The sequence below is a fragment of the Sphingomonas fuzhouensis genome (assembly GCF_034659795.1).
In the GTDB taxonomy this organism is placed as follows: domain Bacteria; phylum Pseudomonadota; class Alphaproteobacteria; order Sphingomonadales; family Sphingomonadaceae; genus Sphingomonas; species Sphingomonas fuzhouensis.
In genome coordinates, this window is the sequence record NZ_JAXSQY010000001.1 from 284,410 (window position 1) to 307,990 (window position 23,581).

Annotated in this window: 23 protein-coding genes, 1 tRNA gene and 1 pseudogene; 16 read left to right on the plus strand and 9 right to left on the minus strand. The window is 66.2% G+C overall.

The window, feature by feature from the left end:
- Positions 1–118: 118 nt before the first annotated feature.
- On the minus strand, positions 119–916 hold the full coding sequence (locus tag U1H82_RS01370) for an arginyltransferase (RefSeq protein ID WP_322963133.1): 798 nt from the start codon (positions 914–916) through the stop codon (positions 119–121).
- A gap of 115 nt (positions 917–1,031) precedes the next feature.
- Complete coding sequence (locus tag U1H82_RS01375) at positions 1,032–2,288, minus strand: threonine ammonia-lyase (protein ID WP_322963134.1); 1,257 nt, start codon at positions 2,286–2,288, stop codon at positions 1,032–1,034.
- A gap of 262 nt (positions 2,289–2,550) precedes the next feature.
- Between U1H82_RS01375 and U1H82_RS01380 the strand changes: the two genes are divergently transcribed.
- From U1H82_RS01380 to U1H82_RS01395, 4 genes are all read left to right on the plus strand, one after another.
- Entirely contained in the window at positions 2,551–4,446 is a 1,896-nt protein-coding gene (locus tag U1H82_RS01380; RefSeq protein ID WP_322963135.1) for a potassium transporter Kup, read from the plus strand.
- A complete protein-coding gene (locus U1H82_RS01385; RefSeq protein ID WP_322963760.1) occupies positions 4,443–4,955 on the plus strand; it encodes a 2'-5' RNA ligase family protein in 513 nt (170 codons plus the stop codon). Before U1H82_RS01380 ends, U1H82_RS01385 begins: the two co-directional genes overlap by 4 nt.
- Positions 4,956–5,010: 55 nt before the next feature.
- Positions 5,011–5,087, plus strand: a tRNA-Met gene (locus U1H82_RS01390).
- Between the two features lie 277 nt (positions 5,088–5,364).
- A complete protein-coding gene (locus tag U1H82_RS01395) occupies positions 5,365–6,588 on the plus strand; it encodes a GGDEF domain-containing protein (RefSeq protein ID WP_322963136.1) in 1,224 nt (407 codons plus the stop codon).
- Positions 6,589–6,595: 7 nt separating this feature from the next.
- Here the strand turns inward: U1H82_RS01395 and fdhD are convergent, their stop codons facing one another.
- Genes fdhD through U1H82_RS01410 form a run of 3 tightly spaced genes read right to left on the minus strand, consistent with a single transcriptional unit; the run spans position 6,596 to position 10,190 of the window.
- A complete protein-coding gene (gene fdhD, locus U1H82_RS01400) occupies positions 6,596–7,402 on the minus strand; it encodes a formate dehydrogenase accessory sulfurtransferase FdhD (protein ID WP_322963137.1) in 807 nt (268 codons plus the stop codon).
- A complete protein-coding gene (gene mobA / locus U1H82_RS01405; RefSeq protein WP_322963138.1) occupies positions 7,399–7,905 on the minus strand; it encodes a molybdenum cofactor guanylyltransferase in 507 nt (168 codons plus the stop codon). Before mobA ends, fdhD begins: the two co-directional genes overlap by 4 nt.
- Entirely contained in the window at positions 7,902–10,190 is a 2,289-nt protein-coding gene (locus tag U1H82_RS01410; RefSeq protein ID WP_322963139.1) for an FdhF/YdeP family oxidoreductase, read from the minus strand. Before U1H82_RS01410 ends, mobA begins: the two co-directional genes overlap by 4 nt.
- Positions 10,191–10,308: 118 nt before the next feature.
- Here U1H82_RS01410 and trxB point away from each other — a divergent pair, with 118 nt between their 5' ends.
- A complete protein-coding gene (trxB, locus tag U1H82_RS01415; protein WP_061781258.1) occupies positions 10,309–11,277 on the plus strand; it encodes a thioredoxin-disulfide reductase in 969 nt (322 codons plus the stop codon).
- Positions 11,278–11,416: 139 nt separating this feature from the next.
- Here the strand turns inward: trxB and U1H82_RS01420 are convergent, their stop codons facing one another.
- Positions 11,417–11,872, minus strand: coding sequence for a universal stress protein (locus tag U1H82_RS01420; RefSeq protein WP_322963140.1), 456 nt, complete (start codon positions 11,870–11,872; stop codon positions 11,417–11,419).
- A gap of 131 nt (positions 11,873–12,003) precedes the next feature.
- Between U1H82_RS01420 and U1H82_RS01425 the strand changes: the two genes are divergently transcribed.
- Genes U1H82_RS01425 through lpdA form a run of 4 tightly spaced genes read left to right on the plus strand, consistent with a single transcriptional unit; the run spans position 12,004 to position 15,439 of the window.
- Positions 12,004–13,338 carry a pyruvate dehydrogenase complex dihydrolipoamide acetyltransferase gene (locus U1H82_RS01425; RefSeq protein WP_322963141.1) on the plus strand — a complete coding sequence of 445 codons (1,335 nt, stop codon included), beginning with the start codon at positions 12,004–12,006 and terminating at the stop codon, positions 13,336–13,338.
- A 20-nt stretch (positions 13,339–13,358) separates the two neighbouring features.
- Positions 13,359–13,571 (plus strand): hypothetical protein, encoded by a 213-nt coding sequence (locus U1H82_RS01430; RefSeq protein ID WP_322963142.1) that lies wholly within the window; start codon positions 13,359–13,361, stop codon positions 13,569–13,571.
- Positions 13,568–13,966: an acyl-CoA thioesterase gene (locus U1H82_RS01435; RefSeq protein ID WP_322963143.1), complete on the plus strand. Its 399-nt coding sequence runs from the start codon at positions 13,568–13,570 to the stop codon at positions 13,964–13,966. The genes U1H82_RS01430 and U1H82_RS01435 overlap by 4 nt, the downstream gene beginning before the upstream one ends.
- A gap of 60 nt (positions 13,967–14,026) precedes the next feature.
- On the plus strand, positions 14,027–15,439 hold the full coding sequence (lpdA, locus tag U1H82_RS01440; protein ID WP_322963144.1) for a dihydrolipoyl dehydrogenase: 1,413 nt from the start codon (positions 14,027–14,029) through the stop codon (positions 15,437–15,439).
- A 511-nt stretch (positions 15,440–15,950) separates the two neighbouring features.
- Here lpdA and U1H82_RS01445 read toward each other — a convergent pair.
- The gene (locus tag U1H82_RS01445) at positions 15,951–16,520 is read right to left on the minus strand and encodes an isochorismatase family protein (RefSeq protein WP_322963145.1); all 570 of its coding nucleotides are present in this window, start codon (positions 16,518–16,520) and stop codon (positions 15,951–15,953) included.
- A 146-nt stretch (positions 16,521–16,666) separates the two neighbouring features.
- On the opposite strand from U1H82_RS01445, the gene U1H82_RS01450 reads away from it, so the two are divergent.
- Complete coding sequence (locus tag U1H82_RS01450) at positions 16,667–18,049, plus strand: hypothetical protein (protein ID WP_322963146.1); 1,383 nt, start codon at positions 16,667–16,669, stop codon at positions 18,047–18,049.
- A 47-nt stretch (positions 18,050–18,096) separates the two neighbouring features.
- Positions 18,097–18,435 carry a DUF3140 domain-containing protein gene (locus U1H82_RS01455; RefSeq protein ID WP_322963147.1) on the plus strand — a complete coding sequence of 113 codons (339 nt, stop codon included), beginning with the start codon at positions 18,097–18,099 and terminating at the stop codon, positions 18,433–18,435.
- A 33-nt stretch (positions 18,436–18,468) separates the two neighbouring features.
- On the opposite strand, the gene U1H82_RS01460 is transcribed toward U1H82_RS01455, so the two are convergent.
- Both U1H82_RS01460 and U1H82_RS01465 read right to left on the minus strand, forming a co-directional pair.
- Complete coding sequence (locus U1H82_RS01460; RefSeq protein ID WP_322963148.1) at positions 18,469–18,735, minus strand: hypothetical protein; 267 nt, start codon at positions 18,733–18,735, stop codon at positions 18,469–18,471.
- A 148-nt stretch (positions 18,736–18,883) separates the two neighbouring features.
- The gene (locus U1H82_RS01465) at positions 18,884–20,638 is read right to left on the minus strand and encodes a fatty acyl-AMP ligase (protein ID WP_322963149.1); all 1,755 of its coding nucleotides are present in this window, start codon (positions 20,636–20,638) and stop codon (positions 18,884–18,886) included.
- A gap of 129 nt (positions 20,639–20,767) precedes the next feature.
- Between U1H82_RS01465 and U1H82_RS01470 the strand changes: the two genes are divergently transcribed.
- The 5 genes and pseudogenes from U1H82_RS01470 to U1H82_RS01490 all read left to right on the plus strand — a co-directional run.
- Positions 20,768–21,298, plus strand: coding sequence for a regulatory protein RecX (locus U1H82_RS01470; protein ID WP_322963150.1), 531 nt, complete (start codon positions 20,768–20,770; stop codon positions 21,296–21,298).
- 132 nt (positions 21,299–21,430) lie between these two features.
- Entirely contained in the window at positions 21,431–22,000 is a 570-nt protein-coding gene (locus U1H82_RS01475) for a cold-shock protein (protein ID WP_322963761.1), read from the plus strand.
- Positions 21,997–22,479, plus strand: a complete 483-nt coding sequence (locus tag U1H82_RS01480; protein WP_322963151.1) for a DUF192 domain-containing protein — start codon at positions 21,997–21,999, stop codon at positions 22,477–22,479. The genes U1H82_RS01475 and U1H82_RS01480 overlap by 4 nt, the downstream gene beginning before the upstream one ends.
- 261 nt (positions 22,480–22,740) lie before the next feature.
- Positions 22,741–23,133, plus strand: coding sequence for an NADH:ubiquinone oxidoreductase subunit NDUFA12 (locus U1H82_RS01485; RefSeq protein ID WP_322963152.1), 393 nt, complete (start codon positions 22,741–22,743; stop codon positions 23,131–23,133).
- A 206-nt stretch (positions 23,134–23,339) separates the two neighbouring features.
- Positions 23,340–23,573: pseudogene (locus tag U1H82_RS01490) on the plus strand (DUF2155 domain-containing protein); the annotation flags it as partial.
- Positions 23,574–23,581: the final 8 nt, after the last annotated feature.

The window sequence follows — 23,581 nt, forward strand, 5'->3', positions numbered from 1 at the left end:
GGGGGACCAGCGAAGCTGGTGGAGGGGGTCCCGCTATCGAGAGCCCGACACCCCTCCGTCAGGGCTTCGCCCTGGCACCCCCCCTTACAGGGGAGGAATGGGGGGCGTCGATTCCCGGTCAGACTTCCCCGGCCTCGATCGCCGTTTCGACCGCTGGCGGCCCCGCTATGGCGGGGTCGTCGCCGGTAAAGGGGGCCCAGCCGCGCGCGCTCAGCGCTTCCAGCGGCTGATAGCGGGTCTTGTACGCCATGCGTGGCGATCCCTTCACCCAATAGCCGAGATAGACGAAGGGCAGTTCGGCGGCGCGGGCGCGCAGGATATGATCCATGATGATGAAATTGCCCAAGCCAGGGCGGCTTTCGTCCTGCGTCTCGAAAAAACTGTAGATCATCGACAGGCCGTCGCCCTGCCGGTCGGTCAGGCAGCACCCGACCAGTCGCCCGCGTGACCCGTCGGGACCGGTCGGTTCGCGATATTCGACCAGCACCGACTGAACCGGCGACAGTTCGACCATGTCGGCATAGTCGCTCTCGTCCATCGCCGCCATGCCGCCGCCGGGATGCCGTTCGCCCAGATAGCGGCGCAGCAGCGCGAACTGCTCGGCGGTCGCCCAGGGCTGGCAGGCGGTGACTTCCAGATCGGCGTGACGGCGCAGCAGCTTGCGCTGGGTCGCATTGGCGCGGAAGCCGCCGGCCACGACCCGCACCGACACGCACGCGCTGCACCCCGCGCAGGAGGGGCGATAGGCGACCCCCTGGCTGCGGCGGAATCCGATACGGCTCAGCGCTTCGTTGAGTTCGTCGGCATGCTCGCCGTTCAGCTCGGTGAACACCTTGCGCTCGTCACGCCCCGGCAGATAGGGGCAGGGGGCGGGGCTGGTGACGAAGAAGCGCGGGAAACGAAAAGGCGCGGTCACCGCCGGGCAGTTCCTTACGAGTAGGGGACGATAACCCTCTTTACCGATCTTCCCGGCCGAAGCGATGGGGCAGCATCGTTCGGAAACGGGACGATCGGCTGAAAAAAGATGGGTGTCAGGCGAGTTCGACCTGAGTCGTCTCGTAACCGCCCGCGCGCAACGCCTCGATCAGCCGGTGCAGGTGCAGCGCGTCGCGCGTCTCGCACTCGATGTCGGTGATCAGGCCTTTGGCGGGCAGGGTGGTGAAGACGCGCTGGTGATAGACCTCGATGATGTTCACCCGCTCGCGGTCGAAAATGCGCGCGACGTTGAACAGCGCGCCCGGCTGGTCCTGCAAGCGGATGCGCAGCCGCGCCAGCCGCCCCGACCGCGCCAGGTCGCGCAGCAGGACATTGGCGAGCAGCCGCGTGTCGATATTGCCGCCGCACAGCACGATGCCGACCGTCTTGCCCCGGAAGCGTTCGGGGTGGGACATGATCGCGGCCAGGCCCGCCGCGCCCGCCCCCTCGACCACGGTCTTCTCGATCTGGAGCAGCGCGCTGACCGCTTCCTCCAGATGGCGCTCGTCGACCAGCAGGATCTCGCGGACCAGTTGCGCGACCAGCTGCGAGGTCAGGCCGCCCGGCACCTTGACCGCGATCCCCTCGGCCAGCGTATCGCCCGCGCAGGGCAGGTCGGTGCCGTTCAGCTTGTTGTACATGGATGGGAACAGCTCGGCCTGCACGCCGACGACCTCGACCGGCGTGTCCGCCGCCGCCGCGACGGTGGCGATGCCGGAGATCAGGCCGCCGCCGCCGATCGGCACGATCAGCGTGTCGATGTCGGGCGCATCCTCCAGCATTTCGAGCGCGACCGTGCCCTGACCCGCGATCACCCGCGCATCGTCGAACGGGTGGACGAAGGTATAGCCACGCTCGGCCTCCAGCACGCGGGCATGGGCATAGGCCGCGTCGAAGGTGTCGCCCTCCAGCACCACGGTCGCGCCGTGGCCTTCGGTCTGGACGACCTTCACGATCGGCGTCGTGCGCGGCATCACGATGGTCGCAGGCACGCCCAGCCGGTTGGCGTGATAGGCCAGACCCTGCGCATGATTACCCGCCGAGGCGGCGATCACGCCCTTGGCCTTGGCGTCGTCGGACAGCTGGAGCAGCGTGTTGAGCGCGCCGCGTTCCTTATAGGCGGCGGTGAATTGCAGGTTCTCGAACTTCAGATAGACGGTCGCGCCGGTCAGCTTGGACAGCGTCCGGCTGAGCAGTGTCGGCGTGCGGACGATCCGGTCCGAAATTCGCGCATGGGCGGCGCGGACATCGTCGATGGTGACGATCGGGGACGGGATTTCCGAAGCGGCCTGAGCGGGGGTGCGACTAACCATGGTTATGCCCTAGCCGATCGGAAGCGGGAGGTGAACCGTCCTCGCCATGCCCGCGCCACTGTTGCATCGCCGCATCGCTCGTTCCCCGAAATCATGCGCCGATGCAACAAGCGTCATGGGTCCGCGTTGCTGGCCTTTTGGGGGCATGCTAGGGGCGCGCGATGATCGAAGGGTTGCCACCGATGTTGCCGATGATCCTCCCCATCGTCGGCGCGATCGCGCGATGAGTGTCGCTCCGACCGGGATCGCCACCACGAACCCCATGACCAACCCTGACGACGAGCATCAGCACCACCATCCCCAGGGCATGGCCCGGCTGGCGCTGGGGGCGATCGGCGTCGTGTTCGGCGATATCGGGACCAGCCCGCTTTACGCCTTTCGCGAAACCTTCGCCAATCCGCACCATCCCTTGCCGCTCGACAATGCCCATATCCTGGGCGTCATCAGCCTGATCTTCTGGTCGATGATGATCGTCGTGTCGGTCAAATATGTCGCGATCATCATGCGCGCCGATAATAAGGGCGAGGGGGGCAGCCTGGCGCTGCTCGCGCTGGTGTCGGGACAGACCAAGACGCGGCGCTGGTCGCGCGGGATCGTCCTGCTCGGCGTCTTCGCCACCGCGCTTTTCTATGGCGACAGCATGATTACCCCGGCCGTCACCGTGCTCAGCGCGGTCGAGGGTTTGGCGGTCGCCGCCCCCGCCTTTGGCGGCTTCGTCCTGCCGATCGCGATCACCATCCTGATCGTGCTGTTCAAGATCCAGCGTTCCGGGACCGAGCGGGTCGGCCTGTTCTTCGGACCCGTGATGCTCGTCTATTTTTCGGCGATCGCGGTCCTGGGCATCATGAGCTTCGTGCAGACGCCCGAGGTGTTGCAGGCGCTGTCGCCGCATCATGCGGTGCGGTTCTTCTTCATCGATCCGGTGCGCGGCTTCCTGGCGCTGGGATCGGTGGTGCTGGCGGTGACGGGCGCGGAGGCGCTTTATGCCGATATGGGGCATTTCGGGCGGCGGCCGATCGGCCTGTCCTGGCTGGTCTTCGTGCTGCCCGCGCTGATGCTGAACTATATGGGGCAGGGCGCGCTGCTCTTCCGCGAAGGCGCGGCGGCGCTGGAAAGCCCTTTCTATATGCTGGCGCCCGAGGGATTGCAGTTGCCGCTCGTCATCCTGGCGACGGCGGCGGCGGTCATCGCCAGCCAGGCGGTCATTACCGGCGCTTTTTCGGTGACGCAGCAGGCGATCCAGCTGGGCTTCATGCCGCGCCTGCGGATCGAGCATACGTCGGCCGCGACCGCCGGGCAGATCTACATCCCGCTCATCAACTGGATGTTGATGGTAATGGTGATCCTGCTCGTCCTGTTCTTCCGCTCCTCGTCCAACCTGACCTCGGCCTACGGCATTGCGGTGACGGGGGCGATGCTGATCGATACCTGTCTGCTGGGCGTCGCGCTGACCCGGTTGTGGAAATGGCCGCTCTATGCCGCGCTGCCGCTGCTCGGCCTATTCTTCCTGGTCGACGGCGCCTATTTCCTCGCCAACCTGACCAAGGTGCCGTCGGGCGGCTGGTTCCCGCTGCTGGTCGGGTTCATCATCTTCACCTTCCTCACCACCTGGTCGACCGGCCGCAAGCTGATGATCCAGCGGTTGCGGGAAGGGACGATGCCGATCCACATCTTCATCGATTCGGCGGCGGGTGCGGCGAGCCGCGTGTCGGGCACCGCGATCTTCATGACCTCTTCGCCCGAGGGGGTGCCGCATGCGCTGCTCCACAACCTGAAGCACAACAAGGTGCTGCACGAACGCATCATCCTGTTGACCGTCAAGATCATGAGCCAGCCCTATTGGCCCGAGGGCGACCGTGCCAAGCGCGACGATCTGGGCCATGGGTTCCACCGCCTGGTCCTGCGCTTCGGTTTCATGGAGGAAGCCGATGTGCCTGCCGCGCTGAAGCGGGTCGAGATGGAGGGCGGCGCGTTCAAGATGATGGACACCAGCTTCTTCCTGTCGCGCCAGACGCTGCTCGCGGCCGAGCGGCCCGGCATGTCGATGTGGCGCGAAAAGCTGTTCTCCTGGATGCTGCGCAACGCCGAAAGCGCGATGGAATTCTTCCGCCTGCCGACCAACCGCGTGGTCGAACTGGGCAGTCAGGTGGAAATCTGAGCCAGCAGCCAGCGCCCATCATCGTCACCGCGCTGTTCGGCCGTGCCGATCAGGGCTGGTTCGATGGCCTGCGCCGCCAGCATTTTCCTCCCGAGCGCAACGTGCTGGATGCGCATTGTACGCTGTTCCACCATCTGCCGCCCTCGGTCGAGGCGGAGCTGAAGCATCGCCTGAACGGCCTGACGCGCGGCGTGCGCGCGCCCGAGACGCGCGCGGGCGGGCTGATGTCGCTGGGGCGGGGCGTCGCCATCCGGATCGAATCGCCCGGCCTTGTCGCCATTCGTCGCGAACTGATCGATGCCTTTGCGGGCCTGCTGACCCCGCAGGATGCGGGCGGCTGGCGACCGCATGTGACCATCCAGAACAAGGTGACGCCCGCCACCGCCAAGCTGCTGCTGGCGCAGATGGAGCGTGATTTCCATCCGCGCAGCATCGAGCTGATCGGGCTGGGCGCCTGGTGGTATCGCGGCGGGCCATGGGAAATGCTGTCGCGTCATTTGTTCGCTTGACGCCCGAAAACAGCCTGTCTATAGGCGCGCCTCCACCGGGTGGAACGCCTAGCATGGCGAAGTAGCTCAGCTGGTTAGAGCAGCGGAATCATAATCCGCGTGTCGGGGGTTCAAGTCCCTCCTTCGCTACCACCCGGTGTATTCCCCCCCATCATCACGACGGCCACGGGCAACCCCAGCGCCGTGCCAGCCAGTCGGTGCGGCCGATCCGGTGCGATTTACCGATATCCCCTTGAATATCCTCTTCGCCGGCATAGCATTCGGGGCGCTTCTGCTTTATCGTGGTCGATAGGCGAAGGCGGGAGGGGGCTCCGCGCATCGGCGGGTTGTTGCATTCCCTTAACCTCTTCTTCGCCTCTGCTCGATTAGGTCTGCGTCACGATTTCCAGGGGGGCTTCGGATCTACGCCGTGAATGCTGCTGTCTATGCCTTGATAGCCAATAGCTGCATGGCGGCGCTGTTCGTCGTAACCTACGGCGTGGTCGCGCTATCCTATTCGCGACAGCGGGCGGCGACCTGGTTCATGGTCAGCTATCTCCTGGGTTTTTTCGCCCCGATCTGCCATTTGCTGGTCCTCTATACCGGGCAGGTCGCGCTGTTCTCGCTGGTCGGCTATGGGGCCTTTCTGGGCGGCATCCTGGTGATGGCGGTGGGGATACAGGCCTTTGTCGGACGTTGCCCGCAATCGCGGCTGGCGTTTCTGCTATGGGGGGCCGGGATGGCGCTACGGCTCGCGATATGGAACGGCCCGCGCGCCACTTTGCCCTATGAGATCCTGTTCCAGCTTCCTTTCGCCATCGCATCGCTCCTGGTCATGCTGACCGCGCGCCAGATCGGACAGGCCGGGCCGATCCGGGCGATGCTGATCGGGATATTCGGTGTGATCGGCGTGCATTTCCTGATCAAGCCGTTCCTGGTGCTGTCGCTGGGGTCGGGGCCGACGCCCCAATCCTATGTGGGCAGCATCTATGCCGTGGTGTCGCAGGTTTCGACCGGCGTGCTGCTGGTCGCCGCCGGGCTGTGCCTGATGCTGCTGGTGATCCAGAAGGCGCTGGAGGAGACGATCATGGATGCGGAGACCGATCCGCTGACCGGCCTCACCAATCGTCGCGGGCTGAACCGGATGGGCCCGCGGATGCTGATCGAGGCGGACATGCGGGGCGAGGAGCTCCATGCCGTCGTCCTCGACCTGGATCATTTCAAGCGGATCAACGACCAATATGGCCATGCGACCGGCGACAAGGTGCTGGTCGCCTTTGCCCAGGTGCTGCAAAGCCTGACCACGAAGGACATGCTGGCGGTGCGCATGGGGGGTGAGGAATTCGCGATCCTGATCCCCGATGTCGCGACCATAGCCGCCGCGCCCGACAATCGCGCTACCCGGTTGAGCGATGCGATCCGCGTCGCGCTGGCGCCCTTTGCCGATCGCGGCTTGCCCGCCCTGACGGTCAGCGGGGGGATTTCGCGATATGACACGGGCGAGACGCTGGACGGGCTGATCGCGCGGGCCGACCAGCTGGCCTATCGCGCCAAACGGGCGGGGCGCGACCGAATCCTGCACGATCCGATCGACACGCCGCCCGAACGAACCGGCGTCTGCTGGTCGGAGGCGGCGCGGCGCGCCACCGCCTGACTCCCTATCAGCCGAAGCGGTGGTGCGGATCGTGCGCGACGAGCATCGCGTCGGACCGGGCCAGCGCGATCAGGGTCAGGCCATGGGCGCGGGCATGGTCGATCGCCAGGCTGGTTGGCGCGGATATCCCGACCAACAGGCCGACCCCGGCCACCAGTGCCTTGTCGACCATCTCGTAACTAATCCGCGAGGTCACCAGGATGAAGTCGGGGGCCAAGCCGCTATCCCGCGCCAGCGTGCCGACCAGCTTGTCGAGTGCATTGTGCCGCCCGACATCTTCCGCCGCCGCCAGCACCGCACCCTGCGCGTCGCAGGCGATGGCGGCATGGACCGCGCCGGTCTGGGCATTGAGCGGCTGATGCGCGCGAACCTGGCCCAGCACGGCGAACAGCGTTTCCGTCCGCGTCTTGGGCGGGGGCGGGCGGTTGGCGACCGGACGGGCGATCTGCTCGAGCCCCGACAGGCCGCACAGCCCGCAACTGGTGTCGCTGGTCCGGTGGCGCACCCGGTCCTGCATCCGGCCACGCAGCCGCCCGGCCAGAGTCACGCGGACGATCCAGCCCACCTCGGCGGCAAAGGGGTCTATCGCGATTATATCCTCGGTCCGGTCGATCAACCGCTCGGTCAACAGGAAGCCGGTGGCGAAATCCTCCAGCCGTTCGGGCGTCATCATCATGACCGCATAGCCGAAGCCGTCGACCTCGATCGCGACCGGGCATTCGACCGCGACCGCGCGCGTGATCGTCTCGTGCTGGCCGTCCGACGTCAGGCGGATCAGCGTCAGCGGAAGGACAGGATCGTCTTGCGCGCTCACAGCGCGGCAAGGTCGGCGGGGGTGTTCACATTGGCGATCGGTTCGGGCGAGGCGATAGGGATCGCCCCGATCGCGCGCACCCAGCCGCGCACCGAACGGTCGTGGCCGAGTGACAGATGCGCCATCAGATGCGCGCCGAGTGCGGCAGGCCAGAGCCCCAGTACCGGCGCGTCCTGGCAATAGCTGGGCTCGCGCCGCAGGATCGCCTCGATCAGCCCATCCGGCAGGCGCGGCATATCGCAGCCGATGGTCAGGACGCAGCGAAACCCGTTGCCGGCCGCATAATCGAGCGCACCGGCAATGCCGCCCAGCGGGCCCAGGCCGGGGGCGGGCATGTCGGGCACCCCCTCGGGTCCACCCACCTGCACGACCCGTGCGCAATGGGGGGCGATGGTGGCACGGGCATGTGCCACCAATGTCCGGTCGCCCAGCATCGCAACCGCCTTGTTCGATCCGAAGCGCGACGATCGCCCTCCGGTCAGGACCGCTCCCAATATGCTCATGAGGGCGCGCGGACCCTGACCGGCACCGACTTGCCCGCCGGAACATGGCTTTCCAGCGCATGATGTTCGAGCGGGATCAGATAGTTGAGCTCGGGATAATAGCCACCGATACAGCCTTCGGGGATATTGTACTCGACCACGCGGAGCCCCTCGACCACGCGTTCCTCACCATCATCGGCATCGCCTTCCAACGCGATGGTCTGGCCGTCGGTCAGGCCCAGTTTGGCAATGTCGGCCTTGTTCATCATCGCCACCATCCGCGTGCCGCTGATCCCCCGGAAGCGATCGTCATAGCCATAGATGGTCGTGTTGAACTGATCGTTCGAGCGTAGCGTAATGAGCCGCATCCGGCCCTCGGCGGGGGTGATGCCCGACGCGTCCATCGCGCGGGGCACGTTGAACTCGGCCTTGCCGCTTTCGGTTTCCCATTGGCGATGCGCGGCGGGATTGCCCTTCCAGAAGCCGCCCGGCTCAAACAGGCGCTCGTTGAAATTGGCGAACTTGTCCGGATAGACATTCTCGATCGCATTGCGGACTAGTCCGTAATCGCCGACCCATTCGTCCCACGGCACGTTCGGGTTAGGCGGCAGCACCGCCTTGGCGATCCCTGCGACGATCGCGGGCTCCGACAGCAGCGTGTCGGCGGCGGGCGTCGCCTTGCCGACCGAGCCATAGATATGGCTGAACGAGTCCTCCATCGACACCGCCTGGCGACCGCCCGCCTGCATGTCGGTTTCCAACCGGCCGAGGCAGGGGAGGATGTAGCTTTCCTCGCCGGGCACCAGATGGCTCTTGTTGAGCTTGGTCGCGATATGGACCGTGATGGGCAGCTTGGCCCAGGCCTTCTTCATCTTGGCATGTTCGGGCGTGGCGCGCAGGAAATTGCCGCCGAGCTGGACGAAGCCCTGGCAGGTCCCGGCGATGATCTGGCGGCAGGCCTCGACCGTGTCCCAGCCGTCTTCGGTCGGCGGCTCGAACTCGAACAATTCCTTCAGGCGTTCGACGGGGGCGAGTTCGGTCTTTTCGGTGATGCCGACGGTGCGCTGGCCCTGCACATTGCTATGCCCGCGCACCGGCCCCGGCCCCGCGCCCTCGCGCCCGATATTGCCGCGCAGCAGCAGCAGGTTGACGATCATGTGCAGCGCGTCGATGCCGTAGCGGTGCTGGGTGATGCCCATGCCGTACACCGCGATCACGCGTTCCGCTTTCATATAGACGCGCGCCGATTGTTCGATCGCGTCGCGGGTCAGGCCGGAGTCGCGAATGATGTCGCTCCAGGCGGCGTTGCGGCAGTAATTGGCGAAATCCTCGAACCGCGTCGTGTGCTGTTCGATGAAGTGATGGTCGAGGACGCGCTTGGTGCCCTTGGCGATGGCGCGGTCATCCTCCTCGATCACCAGCTTGCAGATGCCGGTCAGCGCGGCGATGTCGCCGCCCGCTTTCACCTGATGATATTGGCTGGAAATATTGGTCGAGCTGCCGGTCAGCATCTGCACCGGATTTTGTGGCGAGGCGAATCGCTCCCAGCCGCGCTCGCGCAAGGGATTGAAGGTCACGATCTCCACCCCGCGCTTGGCGCAGGCTTGTAGATTGTGGAGCATCCGGGGGGCGTTGGTCGCGACATTCTGCCCGAAGGAGAAGATCGCGTCGCACTTGTCGTAATCCTCCATCTGGATCGTCGCGACGGGCGATCCGATGGCGGACTTCAGGCCGACCGAGGTCGTCTCGTGACACATATTCGAGCTGTCAGGCAGGTTCTGCTGCCCCCACATCCGCGCGAACAGCGAATACATGAACGAGGTTTCGAGCGAGGCGCGGCCCGAGGCGTAGAGCACGACCTTGGTCGGATCGCAGGTCTTCAGCTTGGCGCCGATCGCGGCGAACGCCTCGTCCCAGCTTACCGCGACATATTTGTCCGACGCGCGGTCGTACCGCATCGGATGGGTCAGGCGGCCCGCCTGCTCCAGATCATGGTCGGGCCAGGCCTCCAACTCCGTCACACTATGCTTGGCGAAGAAGTCGGGCGTGACGCGCAAGGAGCTGAGTTCCCAGGCGGTCGCCTTAGCCCCGTTTTCGCAGAACTCGGCGATATGCGGCTTGGCCGGTTTGCCCCAGGCGCAGCTGACGCACATGACGCCGCCGGGCTTGTTCTGACGACGCAGCGTATCGAGCGTCTCCGGCCCCAGACCCTCTTTGGGCAGGATCTTGGCCATGCCCTTCATCGAACCCCAACCGCCGGCGGGGGCAGTATATTCGGTGATCTTCACATCGTCGTCGTCGCGCATCGGGCAAATCTCCACTTGAAATGCCAACGCAGCAACCGCCGATTGGCCGCATGAGAAGCAGTTCATTTTTGGACGAGCAGCGCCTATCTGGAGGCAAATCGTTTCACAGGACTCGGACATGACCACCCACACCACGCGTATGCTCATCCTCGGCTCGGGCCCCGCCGGGCTGTCCGCCGCCATCTATGGCGCACGGGCAGGCATGCAGCCGATCGTGGTGCAGGGCATCCAGCCGGGCGGCCAGCTGACCACCACGACGGATGTCGAGAATTATCCCGGCTTCGCCGACGTCATCCAAGGGCCCTGGCTGATGGAGCAGATGCAGAAACAGGCCGAGCATGTCGGTGCGCGGATGATGTGGGACACGATCACCCAGGTCGATCTGACCAACCGCCCGTTCCGCCTGATCGGCGACGGCGGCGACGTGTATGAGGGCGAGGTGCTAGTCATCGCGACGGGTGCGCAGGCCAAGTGGCTGGGCCTGGACAGTGAAGACGCGATGAAGGGCAAGGGCGTGTCGGCCTGCGCGACCTGCGACGGCTTCTTCTATCGCGGCAAGAAGGTCGCGGTAATCGGCGGCGGCAACACCGCGGTCGAGGAGGCGCTGTACCTGACCAACCATTCGGACGACGTAACGCTGATCCACCGCCGCGATTCGCTGCGCGCCGAGCGCATCCTGCAGGAGCGGCTGTTCGCGCATCCCAATGTGAAGGTGTTGTGGAACAAGGAAGTCCGCGAGTTCGTCGACGGCGGCGGCAATGCGGGCCTCGTCGCGCTCGATCTGCTCGACACGGTGACGGGCGAGCATAGCCGGTTGGATGTCGAGGGCGGCTTCGTCGCGATCGGCCACCATCCGGCGACCGAGCTGTTCCGGGGGCATCTCGAGCTGGATTCGGACGGCTATATCGCGGTCGAGACGGGTTCGACCCGGACCAGCGTGCCCGGCGTCTTCGCTTGCGGCGACGTGGCGGACAAGGTGTACCGCCAGGCGGTCACGGCGGCGGGCACCGGCTGCATGGCCGCACTGGACGCCGAGCGCTTCCTGGCGGCGGCCGAGTTCGAGGACATGGCCAAGGCGGCGGAGTAATCCTCCAGAATTCCTCCCCTGGAAGGGGAGGGGGACCGCCGCGAAGCGGTGGTGGAGGGGTGTCACCCTATCGAGAGAGGGACACCCCTCCGTCAGGCCTGGCGGCCTGCCACCTCCCCTTGCAGGGGAGGAATTTGTTTTAGCTCAATCGATCGATCGCTTCCGGCGTCAACGACCCCGGAATAATCATCACCGGCACCGGCAACGCACCCGCATCGGTCCCGGAGAAGTGGCTGACCAGCGTACCCGGCGCACCGCTCGCCGCCGCGCCCAGCACCAGCGCGGCGATGTCGGGATTGGCCGCGATCATCTCGCGGATCACCTTCGGCCCGTCGCCCTCGCGCACCGTGATCGAGGGGCGCAGGCCCGATTCGTCCAGGATCGTCCCCGCCGCGCTGGCCAGCAGCGCCTCGGCCTGCTGGCGCGCTTCGTCCTCGATCGTCGCCTGTACGCCGCCGAACGCGATGAACTCCTGCGGGGGCAGGACGGTCAGGATTTCCACGCCGCCGCCGGTCTTTACCGCACGCCGGGCGGCGAAGCGCAGGGCGATCCGGGATTCCGGACTATCGTCGATCACGACCAGATAGATACGCATCGCAAGGCCCCCTTATTCCGTCCCATCGATGCCGTTACATAGTATTTCATGCAAGGCCATGGCTTGACCGAGCGCAATTCGGGCGCAAGAGACGGGCCGCTACGGAATTCGTTTTCCCCGAGAGGACCTCCATGTCGATCGAGATTAAGATGCCCGCGCTGTCGCCGACCATGGAGGAAGGCACGCTGGCCAAATGGCTGGTGAAGGAAGGGGACACGGTGAAGTCCGGCGATATCATGGCCGAGATTGAAACCGACAAGGCCACCATGGAATTCGAGGCGGTGGATGAAGGCGTCATCGCCAAGATCCTCGTCGCCGAGGGTTCCGACAATGTGAAGGTCGGCACCGTCATCGCGATCCTGGCCGAAGAGGGCGAGGATGCGTCGTCGGTCCAGGCCCCGACCAAGTCGGAAACCCCGGCACCGGCCAAGCCGATGCCGACCGACCCGACCGATCCCAACAAGACCGGCAGCGAGGCCAAGCCCGTCGAGCGCACGCTGACCCAGGCCGAGGATCACGGCAAGCCCGTCGATTCGGGCAAGCAGGGTGGTAATGGCGGCCGCGCGATCGCCAGCCCGCTGGCGCGCCGTATCGCCTCGCAAAAGGGCATCGAGCTGTCGGCGCTGACCGGCTCGGGTCCGAACGGTCGCATCGTGAAGGCCGATGTCGAGAATGCGCAGCCGGGCCAGGCCAAGGCTGCCGCTCCCGCCGCTTCGGCTGTGGCGGAAACCGCATCGGCTCCCGCCGCCGCGCCCAAGCCCGCCCAGGTGCCGGATATCCCGCACGAAGCGTCGAAGCTGTCGAACATGCGCAAGACGATCGCGCGTCGCCTGACCGAATCGAAGCAGCAGGTTCCGCACATCTACCTGACGGTGGACATCCGCCTCGACGCGCTGCTCAAGCTGCGTGGCGAGCTGAACGCCGGTCTCGAATCGCGCGGCGTGAAGCTGTCGGTCAACGACATGCTCATCAAGGCGCTGGGTGTCGCGCTGATGGCGGTGCCGAAGTGCAACGTCATGTTCACGCCAGACCAGCTCATCAGCTTCAAGCGCGCCGACATCTCGGTCGCGGTGTCGACGCCTGCGGGCCTCATCACCCCGATTGTGTCGGAGGCCGATACGCGCTCGCTATCGTCCATCTCGACCACGATGAAGGATCTGGCCACCCGCGCCCGCGACAACAAGCTGCAGCCGCATGAATTCCAGGGCGGCACGGCCTCGATCTCGAACATGGGCATGTTTGGCATCAAGCAGTTCGAGGCGGTCATCAACCCGCCGCAGGGCATGATCCTGGCGATCGGCGCGGGCGAGAAGCGTCCGTACATCGTCGACGACCAGCTGGGCGTGGCGACCGTCATGTCGGCGACCGGCAGCTTCGATCACCGCGCCATCGACGGGGCCGACGGCGCCGAACTGATGAAGGTGTTCAAGGAACTGGTCGAGCGTCCGCTCGCCATGCTGGCCTAAGCAGCGAAGGAGCGGGGGCCATGCGGGTCGGGATCGAGCTGTTCTATATCGGCCTGGGGCTGGTGGCGGCGCTTGTCATGACCTGGGCCGCCGCCTGGGCCTATCCGCTCGCGCGCACCGAGATCTGGTGGTGCGGCATAGGCGCGGCGATCGCGACGGTGGCGATGGGCATCGGCCCGCTCCACCGCGCGCGCATCGCCGACCGCATGGCCCGCAGGCATAGCGAACAATGAGCGCGCTTCCCGATCAGCATCCCACCATCCGCGTCACCGCCATGCCGTCGGACGCTAATCCCTATGGCGACATCTTCGGCGGCTGGCTGATGGGCCAGATGGACTTGGCGGCGGGTTCGGTGGCGTCGCGCCATTCGGGCGGCCGGGCGGTCACGATCGCGGCGGAGGGCATGAAGTTCCACGCCCCCGTGCTCGTCGGTGACGAGGTGTCGGTCTATGCCACGCTGGTCCGCGTCGGCAACACGTCGATGACCATCGAGGTCGAAGCCTGGCGTCGCGCCCGCCATATGGAGGACGCGACCAAGGTCACGCAGGCGCGCTTCGTGTTCGTCGCGACCGACAAGGATCGCAAGCCGCGTATCGTTCCGCCGATGGCCCCGGCGCAAGACAAGTAACAATCTCTCGGGGGCGAACCCCACGCACCGCCAAGGCGCGCGTTCAGAAGGAAGAGCAAAGTGGCTGACACGTACGACCTTATCGTCCTCGGCTCGGGTCCCGGCGGCTATGTCGCGGCGATCCGCGCGAGCCAGCTCGGCCTGAAAGTCGCGATCGTCGAGCGCGAGCGGCTGGGCGGCATCTGCCTCAACTGGGGCTGTATCCCGACCAAGGCGCTGCTGCGCTCGGCCGAGGTCTATCATTACATGACCCATGCCGCGCAATACGGCCTGTCGGTCGAGAAGCCCTCGTTCAGCCTGGAGAAGGTGGTCGATCGCAGCCGCAAGGTGGCGGGCCAGCTCAACGCGGGCGTCAAGGGCCTGATGAAGAAGAACAAGGTCGCCGTCCATGAGGGCGTCGGCACCATCACCGGCAAGGGCAAGCTGTCGGTCGTCCAGGGCGACAAGACCACCGAACTGACCGCCAAGCACATCATCGTCGCCACCGGCGCCCGCGCCCGCGACCTGCCCTTCGCCAAGGCGGATGGCGAGCGCATCTGGACCTATCGCCACGCGATGGTCCCGCCCGCCATGCCGACCAAGCTGCTGGTCATCGGCTCGGGCGCGATCGGCGTGGAGTTCGCCAGCTTCTACAACGACATGGGCGCCGAAGTGACCATCGTCGAGATGCTCGACCGGATCATGCCGGTCGAGGACGCCGAAGTCAGCGAGTTCATGACCAAGCAGCTGACCAAGTTCGGCATGACCATCAAGACCAAGACCGGGCTGGAAAAGCTGGAAGCCACGGCATCGGGCGTGAAGGCCGCAATGAAGGGCCCGGACGGTAAGGTCGAGACCGCCGAGTTCAGCCACGCGATCGTCGCCATCGGCATCGTCCCCAACACCGAGAATATCGGTCTGGAAAAGCTGGGCATCGAAACCGATCGCGGTCACATCAAGACCGACGGCTATGGCCGCACGAACGTCGACGGCATCTGGGCGATTGGCGACGTGACCGGCGCGCCCTGGCTGGCGCACAAGGCGAGCCATGAGGGCGTCATCGCGGCAGAGGCCATCGCCCAGGCGCTGGGCAACAAGGATGTCCACCCGCACGCGATGGACAAGGGCAACATTCCGGGCTGCACCTATTCGCGTCCGCAGGTCGCCAGCGTCGGCTTCACCGAGGCGAAGGCCAAGGAAGCCGGTTATCAGGTGAAGGTCGGCAAGTTCCCCTTCATCGGCAACGGCAAGGCGATCGCGCTGGGCGAGGCGGAAGGCTTCGTGAAGACCGTGTTCGACGCCAAGACCGGCGAACTGCTGGGCGCGCACATGGTCGGCGCGGAAGTGACCGAAATGATCCAGGGCTATGTCGTCGCCCGCCAGCTCGAGACGACCGAGGCCGAGCTGATCGAAACGGTGTTCGCGCACCCGACTATTTCGGAATCGATGCACGAATCGGTGCTGGCCGCCTATGGGCGCGCGCTGCACATCTGATCCGGGTTCCCGGTTTCGGTATAGGGAAGGGGGCTCGCGGTGGCGGGCCCCCTTTTCGCGTTTGGGGAAAGACGAAATGGAATTGGCAGACGGCTATAGCCTGCATCACGAGACGCCTAGCGCCTCCGATTAAAGACGGATGACATGAGATGGATTCGTCATTGCGAGCGCAGCGAAGCAATCCAGTGTCCGGGCAAGACGCCCTGGATTGCTTCGCTGCGCTCGCAATGACGGATTGGATCAAACCGACGTCATCACGTTCTAGCGGCGACTTCGTGCGATCAGTGGTCTGACCCCGCGCCGCGCGACGGCTGTCGGGGCGGGGCTGCCCAACACGATCCCGATCATCAGGGGCACGGGCTGGGCAAGGCGATCATGCGTACGCTGATCGCGCATATCAGCGCCACCGTGCCAGCCGAGGCCTTATCAGCCTGATCGCGGATGGCGATGCGCATCGACTCTATGCCGCGTTCGGCTCGCGCCGGTCGGTCCCTATGCGATGGGCATGGCGCTATGGACGAACGGGGTCTGACGAAAGCGTTCCGATTACCACGGCGCTGTCGCGGAGCGTGGCGAAGTCCGCTGCCAGCAACCCCATGGTCACGTCGAAGATCGTCTGTGCGTCGAGCCCGGCCGAGGGGAGGTCGAAACCGATCACCGCATCACGCACCACCGTCACTGCAAACCCCAGGTCGCTGGCCGAGCGCACGGTCGAATTGACACAGAACCCGGCCACCGCGCCAACCACATACAGGTCCGTGATCCGTCGCTCGCGCAGATACGCTTCCAGCCCTGTGCCGGGAAAGGCGGACGAGGTCGTCTTCACGAACACCGGCTCACCCGGCAGGTCGGCGGCACAGGGCATCGCCGGATAGCCCACCGCATCCGGATGGAGCGGGGAGGCCGGATCGGCCTCGGCATGACGGACATGGATCACGGGAAGCGCCGCTTCGCGGAAGGCGACGGTGAGTGCCGCGACGGCGGCGGGTGCGTTCGGGTTGACGTGCGGGCGTCCCGCGTCGATCCGGTGCTGCATCTCCCTCTGCATGTCGATGATGATGAGTGCGCGATCGGTCGTCATGCTGGGCCCTTCATGTCGCGGGCCGATGATGCCCGCCGCGCGACCTTTCGGCCTGGCGATGACGCGCCGCAAGACGCTTGCGGGCAGCGGCACGCCGCATTCCGCTTGCGAAACAGTCGGTTTTGGCCGCATCGGTCGCATCCGTCATGACCAGAGCCTTTTCCCACCGTCTGCGCATCATCGTCGCGGCCTTGTTGCTGTTCGGGCTCAGCCTGATCGTCTTCGCGCCGGGCTATGTCGAATATGACAGTGTCGGCCAATATAGCCAGGCGCTGACCGGCCACTATGACGACTGGCACCCGCCGATCATGGCGCGGCTCTGGTCGCTGTTCGGACATCATGGGGCGGGGCCGATGCTGGCGCTGCAACTGGCGGGATGGTGGCTGGGGCTGGGGGCACTGGCGGCGGCGATCGTCGACCGGCGACCCCGCGCCGCGCTGATGGTGCTGGCGGTCGGATTGGTGCCGCCCTGGCTCGGCTGGCAGGTCGCGATTCTGAAGGATGCGCAGATGACCGCCGCGGCGGTGGGCGCCGTCGGGATCATCGGCTGGTGGCGGTTGCGCGACGAGCCGGTGCCGCGCGGGGCCTGGGTGGGGGCGGGGCTGCTGCTCGCCTATGCCGCGCTGGTCCGCGCCAACGCCATCTTCGCGATCGCGCCGCTCGTCGCATTGCTGGTGACGGAACGCTGGCCGCGCCGGATCGCAATCACCGTGGCGCTGACCCTGGTGACGCTGGCGGTGGCGCCCGTCATCAACCACCGCGTCCTGGGTGCGGCGAATAGCGGCGTGGCGCGGACCCAGGCACTATATGACCTGGCGGGGATCGCGGTGCGGGTGCCCTATGATCCCCGGCTGGGCCTGTCCCCGGCCGAGGTGGCGGAAATCCGCGCCAAGCATTGCGTCAAGCCGTTCTTCTGGGACCCGCTGGGCGAGCCCAGCCGCTGCGGCACCCGGCTCCAGCGTTATGAGACGACGCCGCCGGGGCAGATCTATGCCCGGCTCGCACCCGCCATCCTGCATCATCCGCTGGCCTATGCGGCGCAGCGGCTGGCGCATGTCAATTCGACCTGGCGGCTCTGGGTGCCGCCGCGCTGGCCCAATGCCGCGCCGCCACAGGGCAGCGAGCCCAACGACCTCCACCTCGGACAGCCGGGGCGGACCGCGCTCGCCTGGCAGAAGATGGCGAGCCCCTGGGTCGATGTGCCGATCATGTGGCCGATCGTCTGGCTGGTGCTCGCCGCCGGGGGACTGGCGGTGACGCGCGGCGACGGACTGGCGGGGGCGCTGTTCGGCTCGGCGCTGGGGCTGGAGGCGAGCTTCCTGGTCATCAGCGTGGCATCGGATTTTCGCTACCATCTCTGGCCGATCGTCGCGTGCGCGCTGGGACTGATCCTTGCCAAGCCATGGCATGGCGATCGGCGGATCATGTGGGCGACAGGCGTGGTGCTGGCGGCGGTGCTGATCCTCGGCGGGATCGCGCGTGTGACCCTGCCGATACCGCCACAAAGCTATCAGGCGATGCTGATCTGAACCCCAAAGCCCGCGCGCGGCGTTGAGCCGCCCGAAAGGAGCCGCGCATGGCCGACGATCAGGACCAGATTTACGCCGATTTCCAGGAGGCGGTGAACATGGCCCCCGCCGAACTGGAGAAGTTTCTAGAGACCGACGAGTCGCAGGACGTCGGCCAGAAGAAGGGCGGCTCGGGCGAGAGCGTCGGCCATGAATCGGGGCGCAAGATCGTGGCGATCAAGCGGACCAAAAAGGCCGATCTGACCGACGACGATTATGCGCATATGAAGAAGGTCGTCGGCTATGTGCACCGGCATCTGAAACAGGGCGGGCCGGACAAGGATGTCGAGCATTCGCCCTGGCGCTATTCGCTGATGAATTGGGGACATGATCCGCTGAAGGATTGAGCGGGGGCGAACGCCTCCGCCCCGGTCGGTCGCTCAGTTGGGGCGGCTGCGCTCGTTCGTGCTGGTCATGTTCAGCGCCCGGCGAAACTCGCCCACGCCCTGCTGGCCGATACTGTCGAACCTGCGCCACTCTTCGTCGGTGTTGCAGACGCGGGTGGGGAGGAACGACCCGGTCGGCGTCAGCGAGCGGCAGGTCTTCTTGACCTTGGGCTTCTCCGCCGTCTGTGCCGATTGCGCGATGGCCGGGGCGGCGGTCGTCATGACGGCCAGGGTCATCATCATTGCGCGAGCGTAGCTCATACCGGCCGTCTCCCCTTGCATTGTGGCAGGATGCGCCAGCATTGCAGACGTATCAAGCGCCTATGGATGCGCGAACGGACCTTTTAACCCCATGAAAAAGGCCCGGTCTTTCGACCGAGCCTCTTTCTCGCAATCCCGATGCGAAAGATCAGGCCGCGACGTCGTACGGCTTGATCTCGCCCGCCAGATACAGGTTGCGGGCCTTGGCGCGGCTCAGCTTGCCCGAGCTGGTGCGCGGCAGGGTGCGCGGCGGGATCAGTTCGATCACGCAGTTCATGCCGGTCACCGCGCGCACCCGCTCGCGGATTTCGTCGCGCAGGCGCAGCCGCTCTTCGTCATCCGAGCTGCGGCACTGGACCAGCACGGCGGGGGTTTCCTCGCCGCCCGGCGTGGTGATGGCGAAGGCGGCGATGTCGCCCGCCTTGAAGCCCGGCAGCTGCTCGACCGCCCATTCGATATCCTGCGGCCAGTGGTTACGGCCGTTGACGATGATCATGTCCTTGGCGCGGCCGACGATGTAGATATAGCCCTTGGACATATAGCCCATGTCGCCGGTGTCGAGCCACCCGTCGACCAGACAGGCGTCGGTCGCCTCCTGATCGCGGAAATAGCCGACCATGACCGATGGGCCCTTGCACCAGACCTTGCCGATCGCGCCGTCGGGCAGGGGGGTGCCGTCCTCTTCGCGAATCTGGATTTCCATGTCGCGCGCGGGCTTGCCGCAATTGACGATGGCGCGGAAACGCTGCGGCCGGTCGGTGCCGCGGGCGCCGCCCGACAGCTGGGTTTCCTCGACCAGCTCGACGCGGATGCCTTCGCCCGGCGGCATGATCGACACCGCCAGCGTCGCCTCGGCCAGGCCGTAGGAGGGCAGGAAGGCGGTCGCCTGGAACCCGGCATCGGCAAAGGCGTCGACGAAGGACTGCATCACGTCGGGGCGGATCATGTCCGCGCCATTGCCCGCCAGCCGCCAGCGCGACAGGTCGAACCGGTCCGACGCCTTGGTCTGCGACGAGATGCGGCGCGCGCAGATGTCATAGCCGAAGGTCGGCGAATAGCTGACCGAGGTGCCCGGATTGCGGCTGATCATGTCGAGCCAGGCGAGCGGACGGCGCGCGAAATCCTCGGTCTTCAGATAGTCGGTCGAAACCTGGTTGGCGATCGGCGACAGGAAGCAGCCGACCAGACCCATGTCGTGATACCAAGGCAGCCAGGAGATGCAGCGGTCGCTCTCCTGGATCTTCATGCCATGGCTGTGCGCCGCCAGATTGTTGAGCAGCGCACGGTGGGTGATCGCCACGCCATGCGGAAAGCGGGTCGAGCCGCTGGAATATTGCAGATACGCGATCGCGTCCGGGTTCGCCTGAGGCAGCTCCACCTCGGCTGCGTCGCGCGTGGCGAAGCTGTCCCAGTCGATGCCCTCGACCCCGGCGGCCTCGGCGGCGGCTCCCGCCATCTGCGCCAGTTCGGGCGGGAAGATCAGCATCTTGGGGTCGCAGCTGGCGAGTTGGACGCGAAGCTGCTCGATATAGCTGTCACGCCCGCCGAACGAGGTCGGCAGCGGCAGCGGCACCGGCCAGGCCCCCGCATAGACCACGCCGAAGAACAAGGCGGCGAATTCCGGTCCCGTCTCGGCGACCAGCGCGATCCGATCCTCGGGCTGCACGCCGCTGGCGATCAGGCGGCGGGCGCAGGCCAGCGCGTCCTTGCGCAGTTCGGCGAAGGGATAGGGGCGGTTCAGCACCCCGCGCGCGTCATGGAAGTTCAGGCCGCGCGCGCCCGAGGCAGCATAGTCCAACGCGTCGCCCAGCGTATCGAAGTCGGCGAAGCGGCGCGGCAGCGCATCCTCGGTCGGCGTCGCGATGATGGCGCGCGCGTCGTCCTGATGGTGCTCGATCGTCATGGCCTTGCCTTCGTTCCTTATGCTTTTGCGCCCCCGCCAAATGGTCGCGCGGGGACGAATGATTCTTTTCCGCCGAGGATGGCGGCTTCCCGCGTTCTAAATCCGGTGTCAGTGTGGCACAAACAAGGCGTGTCCGCCGATCGTCGCCCTCCGAAACCCCTTGACCCGAAAACGCTGGAGACTCTGGCGTTACGCTATGTCGAGCGATTTGCCACCACGGAAGGCAAGCTGGTCGATTATCTGACCCGCAAGCTGCGCGAACGGGGCTGGGCGGGGGAGGGCGCGCCCGATTCGCGCGGGCTGGCGGCGCGGATGGTCGCGCTCGGCTATATCGACGACCGCGCCTATGCGGAGGCCAAGGCCGCCTCGCTGGCGAGGCGAGGCTTGGGCGCGCGGCGGGTCGCCCAGGCGCTGCATGCCGCGCGGGTCGGGGCGGAGGATCATGAGGCGATCGCGCGGCAGGTGGCCGAGGCGGCGCGCGAGGCTGCGCTGGCCTTTGCCCGGCGGCGGCGAATCGGCCCTTACGGGACCGAAGAGGTGGATCGGCCGACCCGCGAGAAGCAGTTTGCCGCGATGATGCGTGCCGGTCACGCCATGGACCTGTCCCGGCGGATCGTGTCGGCGGCACCCGGCGCCATGCCGGACGTGGAAGATTTCTGATCCAGCGCAAGATCATAGGCCGCCGGTATCGATTTTTGCGCCGTCGTCCCACTCCGGACCAGCAAAAAAGCGAACGTCATTGCATTGCGAGCGCGAACAATGATGCTAGCAGTTGGGCACAAGGGTGCGATGATGCTGGAAGAAACGCCAAGTGAAGGGGGCGGCATCGACAGCGAAACGGCGGAAACGGCCGTAAGGCTGGCGGGGGTCGTAAAATGGTTCGACGTGACGCGGGGCTTCGGCTTCGTGGTGGCGGACGATCCGATCTACGGGGATGTGCTGGTGCACTTCACCGTGTTGCAGGCGCATGGGCGGCGCAGTCTGCCCGAAGGCGCGCGGGTCGAGCTGCTCGGAGTGCGCGGCGAGCGCGGCTATCAGGCGCGCGACGTGCTGACCATCGACCTGACCCATGCCGTGCCGGAGCTTCCCAAACGCCCGCGTTCGCCCGACCGGATCGATCCGGTGGCGCTGGTCGACGCGGCGGGCGACCCCGAAGAGGTTGCGGTCAAATGGTTCAACCGGCTGAAAGGCTATGGTTTCCTGCTGCGCGACCGTGACGGGGCGGATGTCTTCGTCCATATGGAGACGCTGCGTCGCGGCGGTATCCTGGATGTCGAACCCGGTCAGCCGCTGGCGGCGCGCGTGGTTGAGGGGCCGAAGGGCCCCTTGGCGGTGGTCGTGACGCCGAGAGGAGCCGAATGATTCGGGTTATGATGGTGGCGCTGGCTCTGGCGGGTGCCGGGCTGGCGGGATGCTCCGGGGAGAACGCCCCCTCGGCACAGGCCGGGCAGAAGGCTGCGACGGTGCCGGTCATGATCACGACTGCGCAGGGCAAGCATCGATTCGATGTCGAGGCCGCCCGCACCAGCGCCGAACAGGCGCAGGGGTTGATGTACCGCACCGACCTGAAACCCGATGGCGGCATGTTGTTCGCGCCCTATCCGCCCGAGGGCGGGGCGCCGCGCGTGGCGAGCTTCTGGATGAAGAACACGCCCACACCGCTCGACATCCTGTTCATCCGCGCCGATGGCACCATCGCGCGGATCGCCGAAAACACCGTGCCGTTCAGCGAGGCGCAGATCCCCTCAGGCGAACCGATCGCCGCCGTGCTGGAACTGGTCGGCGGGCGTTCGGCGGAACTGGGTATCTCCGAGGGCGATTCGGTGTCCTGGCCGAAGTGATGCTTAGTTTGAGTGGTTCGCCTGATCTCCGAGCGAGCCGCTTATCGGCAACACGAAACGTTGCCCGATGCACGCCCCTCCCGCAGGCGGGAGGGGATGGGGGAGGGCAGGCCGTCTCACGGAGACCGGCGCTCGTGGAAGAACCCCCACCCCAAACCCCTCCCCCCTGCCGGGAGGAGGGGCTTCAAGCGAAGTCATGAACTGTCCCCAATCACGCGAACGCGGTTGAAGGGCGGCGATAGCCGGGCTACACGGCGCGTCATGGGCATCAACCTCAATCCCTTCACCTGGTGGAACGGCGCCACCATCGGCACCTGGTTCGGTCTGCGCGGCAAGGCGCAGGTGGGCGAGGACGCGCATGGCAACGTCTATTATGAAGGCGGCCGCGATACCGCCGGTCGCCCGCGTCGCTGGGTGATCTACAAGGGCTCGAACGATGCCAGCCGGGTTCCGGCGGAATGGTTCAGCTGGCTACATCATCAGGTGGAGGATGTGCCCGATCGCTCGCTGCCGCCGCGTCGCGCGTGGCAGAAGCCTGCTATTCCGAACATGACCGGCACCGCCATGGCCTATCGCCCGTCCGGCGCGCTCGAAAAGGGTGGTCATCGCCAGGCGGCGACCGGGGATTACGAAGCCTGGACGCCTGAGGGGTGAAGATTTCGCGCTGGCTGGCTGGCGGTGCGCTGGTCGCCTTGCTGGGGGTCGGCGGCTGGTTCGGCTATCAGGCGCTGACCGATCATGGCGGGGCCGACGCCACCGAATCGACGGTCAGCCAGATTCTGCCCGATAGCCCCGGTGCGGCCTCGGGCATCGAATCGGTCGATGGGGCGCAGGCCGCGCTGCCGACCGGCGGTACGCCGATGGCGCAGCGCGTCGCGGTGATCGGCTTGCTCAACAAGCGCAACGGCGTTTCGCGCGACCTGACGCTGAAACCCGGCCAGGCGATCCGCGTCGGCGATGTCGTGGTACGTCTGCGCGCCTGCGAGAAGACCGCGTCCTGGGAGCCGGAGCCGCTGACCGGGGCCTTTGTCCAACTCGATGTGCGCGGCGCGAATCAGCGGTGGCAGCGGGTCTTTTCAGGCTGGCTGTACAAGGAGCGCCC